The sequence below is a fragment of the Pontibacillus sp. HN14 genome, assembly GCF_021129245.1.
Lineage (GTDB): Bacteria > Bacillota > Bacilli > Bacillales > BH030062 > Pontibacillus.
Genome location: NZ_JAJOLR010000001.1, coordinates 1,076,951 through 1,098,108, shown reverse-complemented (window position 1 = coordinate 1,098,108; position 21,158 = coordinate 1,076,951). Strand labels below are relative to the sequence as shown.

Here is a 21,158-nt window from a genome sequence, read left to right as displayed (position 1 = left end):
GTAAGGGTGGTTGTTTATTTGCAAAGAGAATGGATAGAGAAAGGGAAAAATTTAATTATCGTATTTTTAACTTTCACTTTATTGCTTACGGCCGCGGCGTTAGTGTATGAGAAGAAGAGAGCGGATTACGAAGGGAAATTTGAATATGTCGTGAGACACTTTTATAATGATCTTTCTCCTATGATTAAAACCCTGAATAGTCTTTTGAATACAGAAATGGAGAAAACAGACAGAATTCGTAAAGTCATAGAGGTAAAAGAGAATTTCTCCCACTTACAATCCGTTTTAACCCTTTCCGATCAGATGCTCCCTTATCCCATTGACGATCAGCCAACATTTCTTCAGTTTGCCAGGGATAGCCGGGAATATGAAGAGGAGAGTTACCTAAAAGGGGTAAAAGGAGTACTTGTTTTCGTCAAAGGAGTAATAGGTTCTGAACAAATTGAAGAATATCCTGATGTCACACCGGAAACATTCAGTCGCGTGATACATGAAGCTACAGAACGGTATATAGAAATGGATGAGGAAATAGACGATTAGGTCCAAACAAACATAGGAAAGTTCACGATGAAGGATATCTCTATATAGTAGGCGTACATCGAAAGAATAAATTCCAAGCTTGTCTCTTGAATTTTCTGAATAATCAGCATACAATGGAATTAACATACTAACCGGTTAGTATGTTAATGGGGAGGAGGAAAACCATGCATTTTGATTACTCAAATAAAGTAAATGAATTGCTTGAGAGAGTGCGTTCCTTCATGAATGAACATGTCTATCCGAATGAAGCGGTTTACGAAGAGCAGCTGTCAGCACAAAGCTCTCGTTTTGATTCCGTTCCTTCAGTCATGGAAGAATTAAAACAAAAAGCAAAAGATCAAGGGTTGTGGAACTTATTCTTACCCGATTCTACATACGGAGCTGGTCTAACAAATCTTGAATATGCTCCTCTTTGTGAAGAAATGGGACGGTCTCTCATTGGCCCGGAGGTATTTAACTGTAATGCTCCTGATACAGGTAATATGGAAGTGTTGGCGCGGTACGGTAGTGAAGAGCAACAAGCTCGTTGGCTCAGGCCGCTATTAGATGGAGAGATCCGTTCCTGCTTTTCAATGACTGAACCTGATGTTGCCTCCTCTGATGCGACAAATATTGAGGCAAGGATTGAGCGAGACGGAGATGAATACGTCATTAATGGACGGAAGTGGTGGTCTTCAGGAGCTGGAGATCCACGGTGTAAGGTCGCCATATTTATGGGAAAGACAGATCCTGAAGCACCTCGTCATAAACAGCAGTCTATGATTCTCGTACCGCTAGACGCACAAGGTGTGAAGATTAAACGAATGCTTCCGGTGTTTGGTTACGATCATGCCCCTCATGGTCATGCAGAAATAGATTTTGACAATGTGCGTGTACCCGCTCAAAATATGATTCTTGGAGAAGGAAGAGGCTTTGAGATCGCGCAAGGACGTCTTGGTCCTGGACGCATCCATCATTGCATGCGGTTAATTGGTGCAGCTGAGAGAGCGCTTGATGATTTATGTAAGCGTGTACAAGAACGCGTTGCTTTCCATAAACCATTGGCTGATCAGGGGGTAGTGAGGGAGTGGATTGCTACTTCCCGGATAGAGATTGAACAGGCAAGACTTCTAACTCTAAAAGCTGCCTATATGATGGATACGGTAGGGAATAAAGAAGCGAAAGCTGAGATTGCGATGATCAAGGTTGTTGCTCCTCAAATGGCATTAAATGTAATTGACCGGGCGATTCAAGCTCATGGAGGCGCTGGTGTGAGTGATGACTTTACATTAGCTGCTCAGTGGGCTAACTCAAGAACATTACGATTAGCCGATGGACCAGATGAGGTGCATCGACGTCAAATAGCCAAACTTGAACTCGCCAAACATCAATAAAGGAGGAAGACGATGCACGTTCAACAATTATTCGATCTAACCGGAAAGACGGCTATTATTACCGGAGGAGGCCGGGGGCTTGGTGCTCAAATGGCTGAAGCATATGCAGAAGCAGGCGCCAACTTGGTTCTCTGTTCACGTAAGAAAGAAGCATGTGAAGAAGTTGCTCGGAGCATGGAAGAAAAACATGGTGTTAAAACGATTGCTTTGCAGTGTGATGTCACCAACCAAGATCAAGTAAATGAAGTTGTAAAACAATCTATAGAATCGTTTGGAAAGATTGATATCTTAGTTAATAATAGTGGAGCTACGTGGGGGGCGCCATCTTTAGAAATGCCTCTTGAAGCCTGGCAAAAGGTAATGAATGTGAATGCAAGCGGAACCTTCCTGATGGCACAAGCTGTTGGAAAAGTAATGGTCGATCAAGGCGCAGGTAAGATTATCAATATTGCTTCTGTAGCTGGATTAGGCGGGGCTGATCCTCGTTTTATGGATACAGTCGGATACAACGCGAGTAAGGGAGCAATTTTAACGCTTACGAAAGATCTCGCCGTGAAATGGGGAGCCCATGGCGTCAATGTGAACGCGATCGCCCCAGGATTCTTCCCAACCAAAATGTCAAAAGTGGTCCTTGAGCAAGGTGGTCAGCACATTTTGGATCGAACACCACTAAATCGGTTTGGTAGTGAGGAAGATTTAAAAGGGGCAGCTCTATTTTTAGCCTCTGCAGCTTCAAATTATGTAACAGGTGAAACGCTAGTGGTTGATGGTGGGATGCAGGCTCACTGTTAACGACTTACACAACTTACTAACGAGAGGAACGTAAACATGAGAGAGAAAATCATCAATACAAGCATAGCCCTATTCGGAGAACGAGGGTTCAGAGAAGCATCGATTCAAGATATTACAAGAGAACTCGGTGTAACGAAAGGAACCTTTTACTATTACTTTACCAATAAAGAAGACGTGTTGATGCATATTCATCTTCGGTTTATTGAAGGATTGCTCGATCAACAGAATCTCATTTTACAAGACAAAGAGCTTACGGAACGAGAGAAACTGTATGCGAATGTGAAAATGATCATCAGTAATATTAAGTCAGGTGCTCAGAGCGCCAGGGTGTTTTTCAGGGAAATGCGTCATTTAAGTGAAAAACATACCTCAAAAGTACTCCCAAAAAGAGATGAATTTCAGCGGAATTTACAGCACATTATCCAAACGGGTATCGATCAGGGAGAGTTTAGAAGTGATCTGCGCGCTGATATGCTTTCTTTTGCTGTATTAGGAGTCTCGAATTGGAGCTACTTCTGGTATGAACCGGATGGTGAGGTCTCAGAAGATGAGTTAACAGATCTTTACATGAAGATGATCCTCGAAGGGATACAAATTTAGGGAGGTAAAGAAATGAAAATTAATAAACTGGCCGTCATTGGCGCGGGTTCAATGGGACATCAGATTGCAATGCTTGGGGCGCTAGGGGGATATACCACCGTACTACAGGATGTAAACGAAGAGTCCCTTGAGAAAGCAAAAGAAACCTTGCACGGCATTATGGATAAATGGGTGAAGAAAGATAAGATTTCAGAAGGTGATAAAAATGAAGCCTTCAATCGCCTTACTTTTACACCAAGCCTTGAAGAGGCAGCCAGTGAGGCAGATTTCGTCATTGAGGCCGTGGTGGAAAAACTTGATGTAAAGCGCGATGTCTTCAGTGATCTTGATAAGATTGCTCCTGCACACACAATCCTTGCTACCAATAGTTCTACTATTGTAAGTTCTTTGATTGCTGACGCAACAGAGCGACCTGACAGAGTGTGCAACATGCATTTCTTCTTCCCGGCTCTTGTGATGGATTGTGTGGAGGTGGTAAAGGGGGATCACACCTCAGAAGAAACAGCCCAAACTGCGATGGAAGTTAGTGAGCAAATGAACCGGACAGCCGTCCTTCTTCAAAAAGAGATTTCAGGATTTATTGCCAATCGAATCCTTTTCGCGATCCAAAAAGAAGCTATGAGTCTCTATGAAAATGGCTACGCTGATTTCAAAGACATTGATACGATTACAAGGAAAGCCTTAAGTCATCCACTAGGTCCTTTTGAATTGCTTGATCTATCAGGTATTGACGTTGGGTATTATGTGATGCAACAGCAATACAACGAGTCAGGGAATCCTCTGGATCAGCCTCCAAAAACCATTGTGGATAAAGTAGATGCAGGAGAACTTGGACGAAAGACCGGCAAAGGATTCTATGAATATAACGAAAATGGAAAAGTGCGTTCATAAAGGTGAGGTGGCGATATGCACCAGCATAAAGTAATCGTCCGTTTTTGTGAAACGGACTTACTTGGTCATGTGAATAACAGTAACTATTTCGTTTATTTTGAAGATGCTAGAATTCAGTTTTTTTATGATGCAGCTATCTTCAATAACGATCAGAATTATGTACTTGCTTCAGCGAAGTGTGATTTTATAAAACAAGCTTATTTTAGACAGGTTCTTGTAATTGAGACGAAGATTACGAGGATCGGTAATAGCAGTTTTACTGCCCAACAAGAAATCTATGATGACGAAACAAAAGAATTGATAGCAAGAGGGGAGACTGTCATCGTTTCTTTTAATGTCGAAACAGAGAAGAGCCATCCCCTTTCTAATTCAATTCGGGAGAAGTTAGCTCATTATATCGTCAACGATTAAGAAAGGAGGAGAACAATGCAAGAGACCCAGCCAGTAAGGAGTGGAGAAGAGCTAGAAGTGAAGAAATTGGAAGCATTTTTGAAAGAACATGTACCATCTTTCCCTCAAAGGGGATTAGAAGTTCGTCAGTTTGGTGCGGGGCATTCAAATTTAACTTATGAATTAAAAGCAGGAGAGTGGGAAGCTGTCCTGAGGCGCCCTCCTTTAGGGCCAGTAGCTCCGAAAGCTCATGATATGCATCGTGAATACACAATTTTGAAAGCGCTTAATAAAAAGTTTGATCTTGCTCCTAAACCGTTCGTTTACGGAGATGAATCTGTATTCGGGGCTCCTTTTTTCATAATGGAAAGAAAAAGGGGGATTGTTCTTGATACAGAATGGCCAGATGGGATAGAAGGTTCTCCTGAACTCGGTCAAACGATTTCAAAAGAAATGGTTGATCGTCTTGTAGAACTTCACAATCTTGACTATAAGGGTACAGAACTCGAAACAATGGGGAAGCCTGAAGGGTTCATGGAACGTCAGGTGCATGGGTGGATCAAACGGTATGACAATTCTATAACAGATGATGTGAAATCTGGGGAACGGATTAAGAAGTGGTTGGTTGAACATATACCCTCTTCTTCTGAAGCATCCGTGATTCATTACGATTACAAATTGAATAATGCCATGTTTGCTAGTCATGATTACAGCCGTATGGTAGGGCTTTTTGATTGGGAAATGACGACAGTCGGTGATCCAATGGCAGATCTCGGGGTAGCCTTAGGCTATTGGATTGAAAAAGATGACCCGGAGTCTTTAAGAAAAGGGCTCGGTAAGCCTCCTCTTACAACTGAGGATGGATTCTTCACTCGTGACGAATTTATACAGCGTTATGCTGAGAAGAGTGGACGGGATGTAACAAATGTTAACCTTTACCTCACCTTTGCTTACTTTAAATTGGCCGGCATTGTGCAGCAAATTTATTACCGTTATAAAATGGGGCAAACCGATGATCCTCGATTTGCTCACATGAATCACTTTGTTAATCACCTTATTGAACTAGCTGAAGATACAGCGAGGGTGTAAATGTGGGGCGCATACATGTGGTAATGAAGAAAGAAGATATTGATCCGTCTCGCTGGAAGGCAGACTCAGTCGCGGTTGTGTTTGACGTACTACTTGCTACTTCTACTATCACCTCAAGCTTAGCGCACGGAGCACTTGAGGTTATTCCGGTGTTAAATGAAGAGGAAGCTAAAAGGGTAGCCGAGGAAATGAAACGTGAGAATCCTATAGTAGCAGGAGAATATGGAGGAATTACGATTGATGGATTTCATCCGCCAAACCCTTTGGCGCTTAATTCTGTCGTAAAGGATCGCCCCCTTATTTTGTCTACAACGAATGGGACCGTCGCTACCCGTCGATCAGAAGGAGCTTCTTTTGTCTATTTGTGTTCTCTTTTAAATGTAGGAGCCGTAGCTGAACACCTCTACCACAATCATCAACATGGAGATCTTGTGCTTGTATGTTCAGGCTCTGCTAACGCATTTTGCCTTGAGGATTATTACGGGGCAGGGGGGCTTATTCAAGCTTTAATGAAGCTTGGAGAATGGTCTCTTTCCGATGCGGCTCGGGGTGCTTTAATGATTTATAGGAACGAAACGTATAGGGCAAAGGAAGTCTTAGCGGAGACCCGGGTGGGTGAAATGATGGCAGCTTACGGGTTGGCTAGGGACATAGAGTTTGTGGCGAATGAAGATTATTTCAAAGTCGTCCCTGTATTCTCTAAGCAGTCAGGGTCGATTAAGGAGGTAGGACAATATGAATCCAGTCGATAAGATGGTAAAAGGCGGTCAATTTCTAACAGAGAGGATCTCGCTTGAAGAAATGTTTACCCCTGAGGATTTGACGGATGAGCATAAAATGATTCAAGAAACAGCACGTAAATTCCTAAAGGGAGAAGTTTATCCTCATAGAGAAACGATCGAAAGCGGAGATTATGATCTGGTCGCTTCGCTTATGAAACAAGCAGGAGAACTGGGTTTACTTGGACATAGTATTCCAGAAGCATATGGGGGGTTAGGTCTCGATAAGATCAGCAAAGGAATAGTGGGGGAAGCCCTTGGTAGTGCGAGTGGATATTCCGTAGCTCACAGTAATCACACGTGTATAGCTTCTCTTCCAATTACGTATTTTGGGACTAAGGAACAGAAAGAAACCTACTTACCTAAGCTTGCTTCTGGTGAATTTATAGGAGCGTATTGCCTGACAGAACCAGAGGCAGGGTCAGACGCGTTATCAGCTAGGACTACTGCGGTACTGAATGAAGAAGGTACGCATTACATCCTTAATGGAACGAAGATTTATATTACGAATGCGGCTTTCGCTGATACATTTATTGTTTATGCAAAAGTTGATGGAGAGCATTTCTCAGCGTTTATTGTTGAAAGAGGTTTTTCAGGGGTATCCATCGGTCCAGAGGAACAAAAAATGGGTATTAAAGGTTCATCAACGTGTTCTGTCATCTTTGAAGATTGCCAAGTTCCTGTTAAGAATCTCCTTGGAGACGTAGGGCGTGGGCACGTTATTGCTTTAAATGTATTGAACTTAGGTCGTTTTAACCTTGGTTTTGCAACAACTGGTGCGTCTCGCGCTGTTTTAGATGCTACTTTGGCCCAGGTAACTGAGCGGAAACAGTTTAAGAGGCGCATAGCCGACTTCCCTGCCACTCAGGAGAAACTGGCTACGATGGCAAGTGAGCTGTATGCCGCTGAATCTGTTATGTACCGGACGGCTGGGCTAGTGGAGTCAGCTCTAGGGGGATATGCGGAGTCGTTTGATTATAAATCGATTGCAAAAGCAATGAATGAACATGCATTAGAGTCAGCAATCTGTAAAGTAGTTGGGTCGGAAACACTTGATTATATAGCTGATGAAGGTGTTCAGCTTCACGGGGGAGCAGGCTTTATTAAAGAGTACCCAGTCGAACAAGCATATCGTGACGCGCGAATTAACCGGATTTTTGAAGGCACCAACGAAATAAATCGTTTACTCATACCAGGGGCTTTCTTTAAAAGGGTTGCGAAAGGGGAAGTGGATGCCCGTTCATTAATAGAAAAAGCCCAGGCGAAGCTCGAAAGTGGCGTCCAAAAAGAGGAGGACATTCTCACTTCTCTAAATCAGGCTGTAGAAACGTTCCGTAACATCTTCCTAGTCTGTGCTGGAGCTGCTTATGAAGCCTACGGTGAGGCCATGAAGAATGAGCAAGAAACACTTATGAAGCTTGCCAATATTGCGATCGACCTGTACCGGGCAGAATCTAGCGTGATCAGAGCAGAAAAAGCAAGAGCCAAACAAGATCGCCATTCCACTTTGAAAGAAAAGTTAGCTCAAACATTTGTTGAGGATTGTTTAGCTAGAGTAGAAACGAATGCGAAATATTTAGGAGCTTCGTTACTAAAGGATGAAATACGCTCTCAATTTCTAATGGGGGTTTCTATAAATTTAAATGCCTTTCTTACAGATAATCGGATTGAACGAAATCGTGTTATTGCGTCTCAAATGATCGAAGCGAATATGTTCATTCGCTAATATAAAGGAGGAATTAGAGTGTTTGAAGGAAACGACCATTTATTGATTGAACAAAACGGTCCAGTTTTATCCTGTGTGTTGAATCGTCCAGATCGTTTAAATGCCTTTAGTGAAGAAATGATCCTTGGGCTTACCCAAGCTATCAAAGAAGCCGATCGTTCAGATGCAATTAAGGCGATTACGATTTCTGGTGCAGGCCGCTCTTTCTCTGCTGGTGGAGATGTAAAAGAAATGGGGCACGCCACAGCAACAGATGTATATGACCATTTAGGGTATTTAAATGAACTCATTTTAGCGATGAAGGAATGTTCAAAGCCCATTGTGTCCATCGTTCATGGATTCGCAGCAGGGGCAGGATGGAATCTAGTATTAGCGAGTGATCAAATTCTAGCAGCCAAAGATAGTAAGTTTGTTTTAAGTTTTGCCCAAGTAGGATTAGTTTCAGATGGGGGAGGCAGCTACTTTCTCACCAAAAAGCTAGGGCCTTATAAGGCGAAAGAGCTTTTGTTCCAAGCAGAACCCATATCAGCCGATCAGGCTAGTGACCTTGGACTCGTGAATCGCGTATACGAAGAAAGTGTGCTTGAAGCATCAGCAAAAGAATATGTTGCAAAACTCGCCATGGGGCCAGGACGTGCCATTAGTATGATGAAAAAGCTTGTGAACCAATCTGAAACAAGTGACCTGGCTTCCATACTCGAGCAAGAGCGTATTACACAAACTGTCATGGTGTCGACTGAGGATCACCAAGAAGGCGTTCAAGCATTTGTAGAGAAACGAAAGCCTGCGTTTACAGGCAAATAAGGAGGAAGATCTATGAAAGCTGTTCAATTTGAGTATTATGGGGGACCTGAGGTTTTAGAAATGAAAGACTTCAAGAATCCTAGTCCTGCTGAAGGAGAAGTTCTTCTTAAAGTAGAGGTGATCGGCGTAAACTACGCAGATACAGCTCGTCGTGAGGGCGCCTATGTTGTGCCTACCCCTCTCCCTTTTATTCCTGGAGCTGAAGTAGCTGGAGTTGTGGAAGAAGTTGGTGAGGGTGTACAGAATGTGACTAAAGGAGACCGTGTTGTGACGCTTATTGAAAAAGGAGGCTATGCTGAATTTGCGGTAGCAAACGCTCAGACTTTAATTCCTATTCCGAATGGCGTATCACCTGAAACAGCTGTGGCTCTCCCTCTTCAAGGGCTCACCGCTTACCATATTCTAAAGACTATGGGCCAACTCGAAGAAGGAGAAACGGTACTTGTTCATGCTGCAGCTGGAGGAGTTGGTTCCCTTGCGGTGCAATTAGCGAAGACGTTCGGAGCCGGCAAAGTCATTGCAACAGCTAGTACCAAAGAAAAGTTAGAGTTTGCCAAATCATTAGGGGCAGATGCTGCGATCAACTACACAGAAGAGAATTGGCGTGAGCAAGTAATAGAAGCAAATGGAGGCAAAGGAGTTGACGTTGCGTTAGAAATGGCTGGAGGCGAAATTTTTCATGAAACAGTGAAATGTATGCGCTCATTTGGACGAGTGGTAGTCTACGGAGTTGCGAGTGGAAATCCAGCACAAATGTACCCGTCTGGTTTAATGAATCGTAACCTATCTGTAATTGGCTTTTTCTTACCGCAAATTATGAAAAAGCCTAAACTATTCAGTTCAAGCTTACAAGAGCTCCTTGGGCTTGTTGAGAGAGATGAATTGAAGCTTACCATTGGTGGTGTTTACCCGTTAGCTGAGGCAGCCAATGTACATGAACTACTTCAGAGCCGTAAGACAAAAGGGAAATTGGTACTTGTTCCATAAAGGAAAGTAATGAATTTGTTTAAAGTGGAAAGGGGAATGACGAAATGTTAACGAATCATTATGACTATTATCCGAATCGTGTAACGAAAAGTCTGTCTGTACCACAAACGACGCTTTACCATAACTTAGAGGTAGCGGCTGCTCGTTTTCCTGAACATCCTGCCATATCTTATTATGGAAGCGAGATCTCTTATCGAACTTTTAAGGACGAAGCAAAAGCTCTTGCAGGGTATCTTCAGCATAAGCTTAACGTTGAAAAAGGAGAGCCAGTTTTAATCTTTATGCAAAACTCTCCTCAATACGCGGTAAGCTTTTACGGCATTAATCGCGCTGATGCCTTAGTCGTTCCAATTAACCCCATGCTTACGTCAGAGGAATTAGCCTTTTTTATACAAGATAGTGAAATCAAACACGCAATCGTTGGACAGGAGCTGTATGAACGGGTGCAGCCCCTTATGAAATCAACAACGCTTGAATCCATTGTTGTGGCCTCTTATCATGATTATCTGCCTGCTCAACCGATGGATGGGCTACCGCCAGAAGTACTCACCCCGCCACAGTCATTCCACCATGCGGGCACGTATTACTGGAAAGATGCTTTAGCAGCCGGGTTTGAACCTAAGCCGGCCGAGGCAGGACCTGATGATTTATGTGTGATGCCTTATACATCCGGAACCACAGGAAAACCGAAAGGATGCATGCATACCAATTCGACGGTACAAGCAAATGCGGTTTCTGCGTATAACTGGGTAAGCATAACAATGGATAGTGTCCATTTAACGACGTTGCCACTTTTCCATGTGACGGGTATGCTTCACAGTCTTCATGCACCTGTTTATGGTGGTTGTACGATGGTGATCTTGACTCGTTGGGACCGTGAGATGGCAGCGAGAATGATCGAGGAAAAGCAAGTCACTCACTGGGTAATGATCAGTACCATGCTGATTGATTTCCTTTCAAATCCGAACCTTTCTTCATACAACATCTCTACCCTTCAAGTATTAGCAGGTGGAGGAGCAGCTCTACCGGAAGCTGTTGGGAATAAGCTATACGAAATGACAGGTCTTAAGTTTATAGAAGGATATGGATTGTCTGAGACTATTTCACATACGCACTTTAATCCACCTGATCGTCCGAAGCTTCAGTGCCTTGGTGTGCCATCCTTTGATGTTGATGCGCGCATTATTGATCCTGCCACCCAACAAGAATTAGGAGTCAATGAGACAGGAGAAATCGTCGTAAACGGTCCTCAAGTTTTCGTTGGATACTATAATGAAGCGGACAATGAAGGAGCTTTCCTTGAACTGGAAGGTAAGACGTTCTTCAGGACCGGGGATATTGGACGTGTCGATGAAGAGGGGTATTTCTTTATTGTGGACCGTGTTAAACGCATGATAAATGCTTCAGGATATAAGGTATGGCCCACAGAGGTGGAATCCCTACTTTATAACCACCCCGCTATTCAGCAGGCCTGTGTCGTAGGGGTGCCTGATCCCCGTCGTGGAGAAACCGTGAAAGCTTTCGTGATCTTAAATGAAGATGCGGTGGGGCAGGTTACAGAGGATGAAATTATTGAGTGGTCAAAAGAACACATGGCTGCTTATAAATATCCGAGGTTGATAGAATTCAGAGACTCTCTTCCGACAACGAGCTCAGGTAAAATTCTTTGGAGACAACTGCAAGAAGAAGAGAAGAGTCGCGTTTAAATTTGTAAGAATAAGGGTGACGAGGGGCAAAGTCTAACAGACTTTGCCCTTTTTTTGTTGGGAGGGAGGTTCCATGGGGACGGTAACAGAAAAGGGATAATAGGATAAGCCACTCCTACATACTTATAAACTATGGATCTTTCCATTCACTCTAACACCAGGAGATTCTTTATACACAAAATGTGAGGTGAAAGTATGCCGAGAGTAAAATATACAGATTCAGATATTGCCCTAATGGCTAGGATGATGAGAGCGGAAGCGGTGGGTGAAGGCAAGCAGGGAATGCTTTATGTGGGGAATGTGATTGTAAATCGGGCGGCAGCCAATTGTTTGGACTTTAAAGATTTGAGGACGATCTCTGATGTTATTTACCAAGTTCAAGGAGGGAACTACTCGTTTGAAGCGGTCCAAAAAGGAAACCTTTTTTATAATAGGGCCAGGTCTACAGAGAAGCGATTGGCTGAAAAGAATCTAAAATTCTGGAGACAATTTCCGGCTAAGTATTCACTTTGGTATTTCAACCCTTCAGGTTCTTGTCCACCTACATGGTATGGTCAACCGTTTGCAGGTCAGTATAAAGAACATTGTTATTATGAACCGCAAGCTAACACATGTGCGAGCGTATATCGATAAAAAAGTTGAATAGATTTATTGAAAAAAGATTGACGATAAACTAATTTTGGAATATAGTAGTAAAAAATAACAAAAGCTATGAAAAGGACATGAGGATTCTGAACGGTTTTAAGAGAGGGAAGGGTGCTGAGACTTCCTAACGCAGCAGAGTGTCTTACCCCCTTCGAGCTGTATAGGTGAACTTGTATGTAATCTATACCGTAGCCGCTACGATACAGCGTTTTTTGAGTCATTACAGATGTAATGAGAACTTGGGTGGAACCACGAGCAACACACTCGTCCCTATTTAGGGATGGGTGTGTTTTTTGTTATTCGTTTTGGCAGGATCGGTTAATGAGTGTTTGGAGAGCAGTGGATCTAACTTACAATGAAGATTTTTTTCATAGTTATTTAGCGTTGAACAGGACATGAGCGATTATGACCGATTTACAGAGAGGGAGGGGTGCTGAGATCTTCCTAATGCAGGTGAATCGTCTTACCCCCTGGGAGCTTGCGTGGCTGAACTTTTAGTAAGCTTGCGCCGTAGATGCTACGATACAGCGGTCACGAAGCCGGTTTGTTTACCGGGAAGTGGGGTGGAACCACGAGTATACGCGCTCGTCCCTTTTCATAGGGATGTTGCGCGTTTTTTTAATTTTTATTGAGGAGTGAATAAAGATGAACGAAAGTATGATCTATATGATTTTTCCAGATGGAAAGGAAAAAGAGTACCCAAAAGGAAGTACGTTAGAAGATATTGCTGTCTCTATTAGCCAAAGCTTGAAAAAGAGATCAGTTGGAGGACGAGTAAATGGGGAATTGTATGATTTCAAGCGTCCTATTGAAGAAGATGCACGCATTTCGTTAGTCTCTTTAGATTCTAATGATGGATTAGAGTTAATGCGCCACACAAGTGCACATGTATTAGCACAAGCCGTTAAACGAATTTATGGGGAGGCTAGGTTTGGAGTAGGACCGGTTATTGAAAATGGGTTCTACTATGACATAAAAGTAGACCATTCCATACAGAAAGAAGATCTTCTAAAAATTGAAAAAGAAATGAAGAAGATCATAAGTGAAAACTTGGAAATAAAGAGAGAAGCTTTATCACGAGAAGAGGCGGAACGTCTCTTCTTCCATGATCCTTATAAGATGGAGCTACTACAAGCTATTCCAAGTCACGAACCTGTAACTGTTTATCGACAAGGGGAATTTGTCGACCTTTGCAGAGGTCCACATGTTCCGTCTACAAAGTGGATCAAATCCTTTTCTCTTACGAGTGTAGCGGGAGCATATTGGAGAGGTGACAGCAGCCAGGATGTGATGCAGCGTGTGTATGGAATTGCTTTTGCTTCTGCAGAAGATAAACAAGCGTACGAAAATTTCTTAGAAGAAGCAGAGAAGCGGAACCACCGTAAGTTAGGAAAAGAGCTTGATTTATTTATGTTCTCTGAAGAAGCTCCGGGCATGCCGTTTTACTTACGGAAGGGTCAAACAATAAGGAATGAATTAGAAAGATTCCTCAGAGACTTGCAGCATTCATTTGATTATGAAGAAGTCAGAACTCCAATGATGATGAATCAGCGGCTTTGGGAACAATCGGGTCACTGGGACCATTATAAAGAGAATATGTATTTCTCAGAAGTAGATGATCAGCGCTTTGCTCTAAAGCCGATGAACTGTCCGGGGCATATGTTGATCTACAAGGATCAGCTTCATTCATACAGGGATCTTCCGATTCGAATGGCGGAATTTGGTCAGGTCCACCGCCATGAATTTAGCGGAGCGCTAAATGGGATGCTTCGGGTGAGAACATTTTGTCAGGATGACGCTCATATCTTCGTAACACCGGAACAAATTGAAGATGAAATTCGTTCCTGTTTAAATTTAATTGATTATGTGTATCAGACATTTGGTTTCGATTATTCGATTGAGCTTTCAACAAGACCAGAAGATTCAATGGGAGACGATAGTCTATGGAATCAGGCCGAAAATGCATTAGAGACAGTCCTTCAGTCACTTGGATATAACTACACTGTGAATGAAGGGGACGGTGCTTTTTACGGACCGAAGATTGATGTTCATATTAAAGATGCTCTAAACAGAAGTCATCAATGCGCTACAGTCCAGCTTGATTTCCAAATGCCTGAGAAATTTGACCTTTCTTATGTAGATAAGGACGGGCAGAAGACACGACCTGTGGTTCTCCATAGGGCGGTATTTGGTTCGATAGACAGATTCTTAGGCATTTTGATTGAACACTTTGGAGGAGCTTTCCCAGACTGGCTTGCACCTGTTCAAGTAAAGGTAATTCCAGTATCGAACCAGGTTCACGGGCAGTATGCGGAGGAGCTGAGAGACCGTTTAAAACATAATGGGGTTCGGGCGGAAACCGATTTTCGGGAAGAGAAACTAGGATATAAAGTTCGTGACGTTCAGATGAAAAAAATTCCATATCTACTCGTGGTAGGTGATGATGAAGAACAGCATGGAGCGGTTCAGGTGAGGCAATATGGTCAAGAAGGGACTTATAAGAAGTCACTTGAGGAATTTGAATCAGATCTGCTGGATAGGATATCTGAAAGAGTGTTATAAATTAGAATAAATGATTTAGGCGGTTGTGTTTCTGCATCCGTCTATTTTCTGTAAGTGATTTTAGTATTATTTTCCTTAAAAAGGTTGAAAATATAATTTAATCAGCTAAACTGATAATATAATAAACTGATTATTTAGGAGGGAACACGTTGCAGATACAAGATTCTTATGGTTTTTTACTGGCTAAAGTAGAAGAGGAAATGGAAGCGTTATTTACGGAGTACTTAAGAAAATTACATATAACCGCCCCGCAGTTTGGGGTATTACAACACATTGAACAGTATCCGAATGCATCTCAAATCCAAGTTTCCGAAGCGCTATTCATTGATCGAACGACGATGGTAGCTCATGTAGATCATTTAGAAAAGATTGATTTGATTAAAAGAGTGAGAAATCCAAATGATCGACGTTCTTTTGGATTAACGGTTACGGAGTATGGAGTATCCGCGCTAAAAAAGGGAAGAAAACAATTGAATAAAACAGAAAATTCTGTTTTATCGGTGTTAGATCAAGATGAAAAAGGTCATCTTAAATCCATTTTGAAAAAGGTTTGGAATTCTATTCAAGAGGGGGAGCATGATGGAAAGAATTGATTACTTTAAGGCCAAGTTAGATGCAACCATTAGTCCTATGGGGTATCAATCGCTAGTGAACGAAACGCCTGAAAGCGTAATTCTTGTCGATGTTCGAATCGGTGCGAAAGCTCAAGAAGAGCGTATCCCAGGGTCATGGGAGATCCCGCTTAATCAATTAGAGGAAAGAATAAATGAGTTCCCGAAGGACAAAACGATTGTCCTCTATTGTTGGGATACGTGGTGTACCCTGGCTGCTAAAGCAGCAATCCCGTTATTGCATAAGGGGTATGATGCGAAGGAATTATATGGGGGTATAGCTGCCTGGAAGAAGATTGGCTTCTCTGTTCAAAAAGAAGAAGGTAATGGTGGAATGAACTGTTATTGTTAGAACTAATTTTCTAAATATATAAGTCCAAGCAGGTAGCTGAAAAAGCAACGCTTATTCTTTAAGAATAAGTGTTGCTTTTGTTTATGTTTTATACATAGATCTAATCAAGTGATAAGCAATTGTTATCTCTTACTATAGAATAGTTGTATTATTCTTACTACAACAGCTCCGATATAATTAAAGCAGAAAGGGAGGCATGTCATGATCGACTTTCACGATGAAAGCAACATGTATACGTATACTGACAGAAATGCTCACGATCAATGGTTACAACAAATGGAGGGCATTATTGACGGAAGAGTTGTTGATAAAGCTGCTGATATCGGCTGTGGTGGAGGGATTTATTCAGAAGCCTTACTAAAGTTAGGTGTGGGTAGCGTGACGGGAATAGACTATTCACATTCAATGATCAAAGGCGCTTCAGAAAAGGGAAACTATAACGAGCAGGCTTTACAATTTGTTCAGGGAAAGGCGACAGAGACCGGAGAAAATACAAATTCGTTTGACCTTGTCATAGAGAGAGCGCTGATTCACCATTTAGAAAACTTAGTCCCGGCATTCCATGAAGCCAATCGAATTCTTAAAGATGAGGGTTTGTTTGTCGTTCAGGACCGTACGCTCGATGACTGCTTCTTACAAGGGAATCAACATCATTTGCGAGGATTTTTATTTACGCTGTTTCCTCGACTTAAATCCATTGAAGAAAACAGACGTTATGAAAGTGAGTTTGTAAAGAAAGCTTTAATGCGTGCTGGATTTCACTCAATACAAGAAACAACATTGTGGGAGCAAAGAAAACGCTATGAAACGAAAGAAGAATTCTACGGTGAAGTTCGATTAAGAAAGGGTCGTTCCATCTTGTATGAACTAAGTGACGAGGAAATTGAGCAGTATATTTCCTATATAGACAAAAGGATAGACAAAGAAGCCTATATAGTAGATCAAGACCGCTGGACAATCTGGTGGGCAATAAAAAAGGGGGAGGGGGCATAGTGGAAATAAATAAAGTTGTTTTAAAAACAAAAGCGCTCCAAGGTATGAAACGCTTTTATAAGGATGTATTAGAGATGGAAGTTATAAACGAAGGTGGCCATTGCTTTGAAGTTCGTGTCGGGGAGAGCGTATTAGTGTTTACTTCAAAGAATGTAGCAGGTGCCCCTTACTATCACTTTGCTTTTAACGTTCCTTCTAATCAATTTAATGACGCGAAGCAGTGGGTTCAGTCGAGAGTTCAATTGAACACAGAAGAAGGAGAAGATGAAGCAGATTTCTCAAATCTTCCTGCTCATTCCCTCTATTTCTATGATCCGGCTGGAAATATTGTTGAATTCATTGCTAGACATTCCATATCAGAAGACAGGGAGGAACCATTCTCAGCAAAAAACCTATTAAACATTAGCGAAATAAGCCTAACGGTTCAAGATGCGCTATGGGCAGGGGAAAAGTTGAAGAGTATTGGAATACATGAACGAGATCAGGAAGCTATTAGTGGCTCATCCCTCAACTTTATGGGAAATAGAGAAGATGGGAATTCTCTCTTGCTAATTGAACCAGGCAGGCGGTGGATCTTTTCAAATAAAGAAGCAGAAATTCATCCTTTAGAAATTTTGCTGAAAACGGGTGAACGGATTATGGTTAATGACCAACATGAATTAGAAGTTAAATAAAAAGGCGTACCCAGTTGAGGGTGCGCCTTTTTGCGAATTTTTATTGAATTCAGCTAATTAATTTGGAATAATGTGTACTATGTCATTTATTGTAAACTTCCTTGAAGTTTGTTTTTGTTATTTTAGTAACTTTTCAACAATAAGAAAGGATGAATGAAGGCATCAGTTTAGGAGGGGTTGGATGAGAATTCGCAAGGCAAAAATGGGAGATGGGAGAAACGTTGCAAAAGTGCAGGTGGATACGTGGAAAACTACTTATAAAGGTGTTGTACCTGATCAGGTTCTAGAAAAGATGACTTATGATAGTCGTGAAAAACAATGGAAAGGAATTATCGAAACTCAATCCATATATGTTGCAGAAACTGCAGAAGGAGAAATAGTGGGGTTCTCAAATGGTGGGAAGGAGAGAAGTGGAAAGTATGAAGGGTATGAAGGGGAATTATATGCGATCTATATACGAGATGAGCACCAAAACAAAGGGCTTGGTAGAAAGTTGGTTCGTCCAGTGGTGGAGGATCTCTTAAAAGAAGGAATCTCTTCTATGGTGGTGCTCGTGTTAAGAGAAAATCCTGCCTGCCGCTTTTACGAATCACTTGGAGCTGTGGAGATCGCTTCAGTGCCTATCAAAGTGGGGAGCGAAGCTCTCGAAGAATTGGTTTATGGATGGAAGGAGATTGGAGATCTTCACTGAAGAGTCCATTTATATAAGGATGGTTGAAAGAAATGGGGGAAATCGTGAGTGGGATACATAAAAGAATTGAGGAAAACGGTAGGGACAAGACCTCTTCTAATGCCGGGTTCATGTGTGTTGTTATTGAATAAGGAAGGTCAGCTATTGTTGCAGTTAAGGAAAGACAATAAGTGTTGGGGACTGCCAGGAGGCTCCATGGAACTAGGTGAGACTTTAGAAGAAGTGGCTTTTAGAGAATTAAAAGAAGAAACGGGGTTACATGCCTTAAAGTGGACATTACTTAACGTGTTCTCAGGCGAAGATTTCTATTACAAACTGCCTCACGGGGATGAAGTTTATAACGTGACTGCTGCTTATATATGTTTTGAGTATAGCGGAACGTTACAAAAACAAGAAGAGGAAGTAGATGACTTGCAGTTCTTTCCGTTCACCAGCCTTCCATCTGAGCTGAATCCACCAGATATCCCGGTTATAAGGGCAGCTAAAGAAAAACTCGAAGAAGTGTAATTATCGAATCTATATTGAGAAGGTCAGGAGGATCATGACATGTAAACAAGAGATGCTACCTTTTATATAAATAAAAAGTGGAAGGTGATCATCTTGCTTCATTACTATACTATAAATAAGAATTTCTTAAAGATGTGGTCCTCTAATTTAAGTTCTGTTCTTGGACAAAGATTTAGAGAACTTGTCATTCCCATTATTGTGTTAACGTTAACCGCCTCACCGCTTATCACAGCCCTTGTTGCGCTCTCTCAACAAGCGGGTGGACTCCTATTCGCCATTCCAGCTGGAACATGGATTGAAAGTAAAGATAAAAGAAACGTCATGATCTACTCGAAAGCTATAAGCTCTGTTCTACTCCTTATCTTATCTTTTTTATTATTTCAAGGAGAGTTTACGAGTTTACTGATTGCTGTCGTGTTATTTCTTTTAGGTATTGTAGGGTTATTAAGTAGAACCGCGTTTAATTCACTTATTCCGAAAGTGTCGGGGAGAGAAAATCTTGTTAATGCTCATACAAGTTTAGAAGCAGCTGATGCGATTTCGACTTTAATAGGACCGATTGTGGCAGGATTCTTCTTAGCTCAATTTGGATCAGCGGCTACTATTTTAGTGTGTGGAGGGCTTATGCTAATTTCAATGCTCTTCATTCTGAGCGTGCAGGTAACGGGTGAAACTATAGATAACCACACCAACAAAGTGGGGAATAAAGAGAAGCTTAAAAAGTTCTGGCAGCAAGCGGTTGAGGGGTTTACTATTCTTTTTACCAACACTTCGCAAGTTGTCTGCACGATTGTTATCTGTCTGCTTAGTTTTTCTACGACATTTGTCGTGTTAACGGTCGTGATTCACGGTAAAACAGCCATGGATTTGGAGCCTGACCGTATTGGCCTGTTACTTTCTTGTGCCGGAGTAGGGAACATAGCAGGAGTGGTGTTGTTAAGGTGGGTGAAAAAGCTCAGCTGGATCCCTCTTCTTAGTATCATGCTTATCGTTTCTGGTATGGGAACGCTCCTCATTGGGATGGGTACAAACTTTTATGTAGCTTGTTTTGGTATGTTTTTATTTGACGGGGCCTTGTCGATGGCATTTGTTATACAAGCTTCTATTCATCAGGGTATTACTCCAGATCATATGCTTTCTAGAGTAAAAAGTTCAACCTATGTAATGGGAGGCATATCCGGTATACTTGGAACGTTTTTGTCAGGAGCGATTCCTGAAGCGGTCAACTCATATATTGCTTTATGGACAGGAGCTTCTGTTTTAATCGTTCCTTCTGTTCTATTACTGTTTTTAACAAGTCATAGCACCAGAGTGGATAAAGTGGAGCCACTACAAATGTAGTGAATTCTCTTGGGCTAGATATTGTATTTCATATATAAGGAGGAATCTATGGAAGATCTTGATCAACTATATAATTTCGATGAGTACGATAACCCCACTCTTTATGATAAGGAACATAGCAATTATCAACGAGATCTCCCGCTTCTTATGAAATGGGCAAAGAGGCAAGGGGGGCCTGTGATGGACCTGGCATGTGGAACTGGGCGTGCTACGATTCCTTTGGCGCGTGAGGGCTATCCTATCACTGGAGTAGATGTGCATCAGGGTATGCTGGATGTAGCAAAACAAAAGACCACTTCAGAAGATAAAATTACCTGGATTCTTGGAGATTGTTCAAAATTAAACCTTTCTATCAAAGTGGACTTTATCTTTACAGTGGGAAATTCTTTTCAGCACTTTCTCACAAATGGTGCTCAGGATGGATTGCTAGACTCCGTTCGCCGTCATCTAAATGAAGGTGGTGTGTTTATCTTTGGAACCCGTTTCCCAAATGCCTACGAGCTATTGAATGAACCAGAAGAGGAATTTGAGTATTCATACGAAAATGAAGCAAGTGGGCAGATGGTTGATGTGTATCACTTGAGCAGGTATGACGCATTAGAGCAGGTCCAATACAACACCACCAAGAGGAAATATAGAAATCAACAGGGTAAGATTGTGAAGGAAGATCATGCTCACATAACACTACGATTTGTCTTTCCAAGAGAAATGAAGAGACTGCTTGAGCGTCATGGACTTACTATCCTTCATACGTACGGGAATTGGGAAGAAGATCCTCTAACTGCTACTAGTCATGAGATGATTTATGTGTGTCAAAAGTAAGATACTAGAGAGGGAACGAGGCTATGAATCTATCAGAGCATAACCAGAAAGCGTGGGACAAAAAAGTAGAAGACGGATCAAGATATACATTAGCAGCAGACGCGTAAACGGTTCAAAAGAGCAGAGATGGGCGTTTGGAGATCTGTGTCAAATATGAAACATAAGATGTCTCTCGGAGATTATGTCTTCTGAGGGGCATCTTTTTTTCGGATTTTGTTGAGGGTTAATAAGCAGATTCTATAGATGTAGTTCTGTATTGAAATATTTTACATTTTTAAAACGA

General features: G+C 41.9%; 22 protein-coding genes and 1 other annotated feature. All 22 genes read left to right on the top strand.

Annotated features, from left to right (window positions below; translation table 11 throughout):
* The first annotated feature begins 18 nt into the window (after positions 1-18).
* Positions 19-540: a hypothetical protein gene (locus tag LQ226_RS05650; protein WP_231416879.1), complete on the top strand. Its 522-nt coding sequence runs from the start codon at positions 19-21 to the stop codon at positions 538-540.
* A gap of 164 nt (positions 541-704) precedes the next feature.
* Positions 705-1,913, top strand: coding sequence for an acyl-CoA dehydrogenase (locus LQ226_RS05645; RefSeq protein ID WP_231416878.1), 1,209 nt, complete (start codon positions 705-707; stop codon positions 1,911-1,913).
* Between the two features lie 12 nt (positions 1,914-1,925).
* Positions 1,926-2,705: an SDR family oxidoreductase gene (locus tag LQ226_RS05640; RefSeq protein WP_231416877.1), complete on the top strand. Its 780-nt coding sequence runs from the start codon at positions 1,926-1,928 to the stop codon at positions 2,703-2,705.
* A gap of 36 nt (positions 2,706-2,741) precedes the next feature.
* Positions 2,742-3,305: a TetR/AcrR family transcriptional regulator gene (locus LQ226_RS05635; protein ID WP_231416876.1), complete on the top strand. Its 564-nt coding sequence runs from the start codon at positions 2,742-2,744 to the stop codon at positions 3,303-3,305.
* 12 nt (positions 3,306-3,317) lie between these two features.
* Positions 3,318-4,196: a 3-hydroxyacyl-CoA dehydrogenase family protein gene (locus tag LQ226_RS05630; RefSeq protein WP_231416875.1), complete on the top strand. Its 879-nt coding sequence runs from the start codon at positions 3,318-3,320 to the stop codon at positions 4,194-4,196.
* 15 nt (positions 4,197-4,211) lie between these two features.
* Entirely contained in the window at positions 4,212-4,607 is a 396-nt protein-coding gene (locus LQ226_RS05625; RefSeq protein WP_231416874.1) for an acyl-CoA thioesterase, read from the top strand.
* Positions 4,608-4,622: 15 nt separating this feature from the next.
* Positions 4,623-5,675 carry a phosphotransferase family protein gene (locus LQ226_RS05620; protein WP_231416873.1) on the top strand — a complete coding sequence of 351 codons (1,053 nt, stop codon included), beginning with the start codon at positions 4,623-4,625 and terminating at the stop codon, positions 5,673-5,675.
* Between the two features lie 2 nt (positions 5,676-5,677).
* Positions 5,678-6,427 (top strand): 2-phosphosulfolactate phosphatase, encoded by a 750-nt coding sequence (locus LQ226_RS05615; RefSeq protein WP_231416872.1) that lies wholly within the window; start codon positions 5,678-5,680, stop codon positions 6,425-6,427.
* Entirely contained in the window at positions 6,411-8,180 is a 1,770-nt protein-coding gene (locus tag LQ226_RS05610; RefSeq protein WP_231416871.1) for an acyl-CoA dehydrogenase family protein, read from the top strand. Before LQ226_RS05615 ends, LQ226_RS05610 begins: the two co-directional genes overlap by 17 nt.
* An 18-nt stretch (positions 8,181-8,198) precedes the next feature.
* Positions 8,199-8,984, top strand: coding sequence for an enoyl-CoA hydratase/isomerase family protein (locus tag LQ226_RS05605; protein WP_231416870.1), 786 nt, complete (start codon positions 8,199-8,201; stop codon positions 8,982-8,984).
* Positions 8,985-8,996: 12 nt separating this feature from the next.
* Positions 8,997-9,971 (top strand): quinone oxidoreductase family protein, encoded by a 975-nt coding sequence (locus LQ226_RS05600; protein ID WP_231416869.1) that lies wholly within the window; start codon positions 8,997-8,999, stop codon positions 9,969-9,971.
* Between the two features lie 44 nt (positions 9,972-10,015).
* Complete coding sequence (locus LQ226_RS05595; protein ID WP_231416868.1) at positions 10,016-11,677, top strand: long-chain fatty acid--CoA ligase; 1,662 nt, start codon at positions 10,016-10,018, stop codon at positions 11,675-11,677.
* Between the two features lie 195 nt (positions 11,678-11,872).
* Positions 11,873-12,310: a cell wall hydrolase gene (locus LQ226_RS05590; RefSeq protein ID WP_231416867.1), complete on the top strand. Its 438-nt coding sequence runs from the start codon at positions 11,873-11,875 to the stop codon at positions 12,308-12,310.
* Between the two features lie 69 nt (positions 12,311-12,379).
* Positions 12,380-12,597: a binding site (T-box leader), on the top strand.
* A gap of 370 nt (positions 12,598-12,967) precedes the next feature.
* Positions 12,968-14,884, top strand: a complete 1,917-nt coding sequence (gene thrS / locus LQ226_RS05585; protein ID WP_231416866.1) for a threonine--tRNA ligase — start codon at positions 12,968-12,970, stop codon at positions 14,882-14,884.
* A gap of 149 nt (positions 14,885-15,033) precedes the next feature.
* Positions 15,034-15,477: a MarR family winged helix-turn-helix transcriptional regulator gene (locus LQ226_RS05580; protein ID WP_231416865.1), complete on the top strand. Its 444-nt coding sequence runs from the start codon at positions 15,034-15,036 to the stop codon at positions 15,475-15,477.
* Positions 15,461-15,847 carry a rhodanese-like domain-containing protein gene (locus LQ226_RS05575; protein ID WP_231416864.1) on the top strand — a complete coding sequence of 129 codons (387 nt, stop codon included), beginning with the start codon at positions 15,461-15,463 and terminating at the stop codon, positions 15,845-15,847. The genes LQ226_RS05580 and LQ226_RS05575 overlap by 17 nt, the downstream gene beginning before the upstream one ends.
* A 201-nt stretch (positions 15,848-16,048) precedes the next feature.
* Positions 16,049-16,840, top strand: coding sequence for a class I SAM-dependent methyltransferase (locus LQ226_RS05570; protein ID WP_231416863.1), 792 nt, complete (start codon positions 16,049-16,051; stop codon positions 16,838-16,840).
* Positions 16,840-17,514: a hypothetical protein gene (locus LQ226_RS05565; protein WP_231416862.1), complete on the top strand. Its 675-nt coding sequence runs from the start codon at positions 16,840-16,842 to the stop codon at positions 17,512-17,514. Before LQ226_RS05570 ends, LQ226_RS05565 begins: the two co-directional genes overlap by 1 nt.
* Before the next feature lie 181 nt (positions 17,515-17,695).
* A complete protein-coding gene (locus tag LQ226_RS05560) occupies positions 17,696-18,205 on the top strand; it encodes a GNAT family N-acetyltransferase (RefSeq protein ID WP_231416861.1) in 510 nt (169 codons plus the stop codon).
* A gap of 48 nt (positions 18,206-18,253) precedes the next feature.
* The gene (locus LQ226_RS05555) at positions 18,254-18,712 is read left to right on the top strand and encodes an NUDIX hydrolase (RefSeq protein ID WP_231416860.1); all 459 of its coding nucleotides are present in this window, start codon (positions 18,254-18,256) and stop codon (positions 18,710-18,712) included.
* Between the two features lie 84 nt (positions 18,713-18,796).
* Positions 18,797-20,053 (top strand): MFS transporter, encoded by a 1,257-nt coding sequence (locus LQ226_RS05550; protein WP_231416859.1) that lies wholly within the window; start codon positions 18,797-18,799, stop codon positions 20,051-20,053.
* Positions 20,054-20,101: 48 nt separating this feature from the next.
* Positions 20,102-20,875, top strand: a complete 774-nt coding sequence (locus tag LQ226_RS05545) for a class I SAM-dependent methyltransferase (protein WP_231416858.1) — start codon at positions 20,102-20,104, stop codon at positions 20,873-20,875.
* The last annotated feature ends 283 nt before the right edge of the window (positions 20,876-21,158 follow it).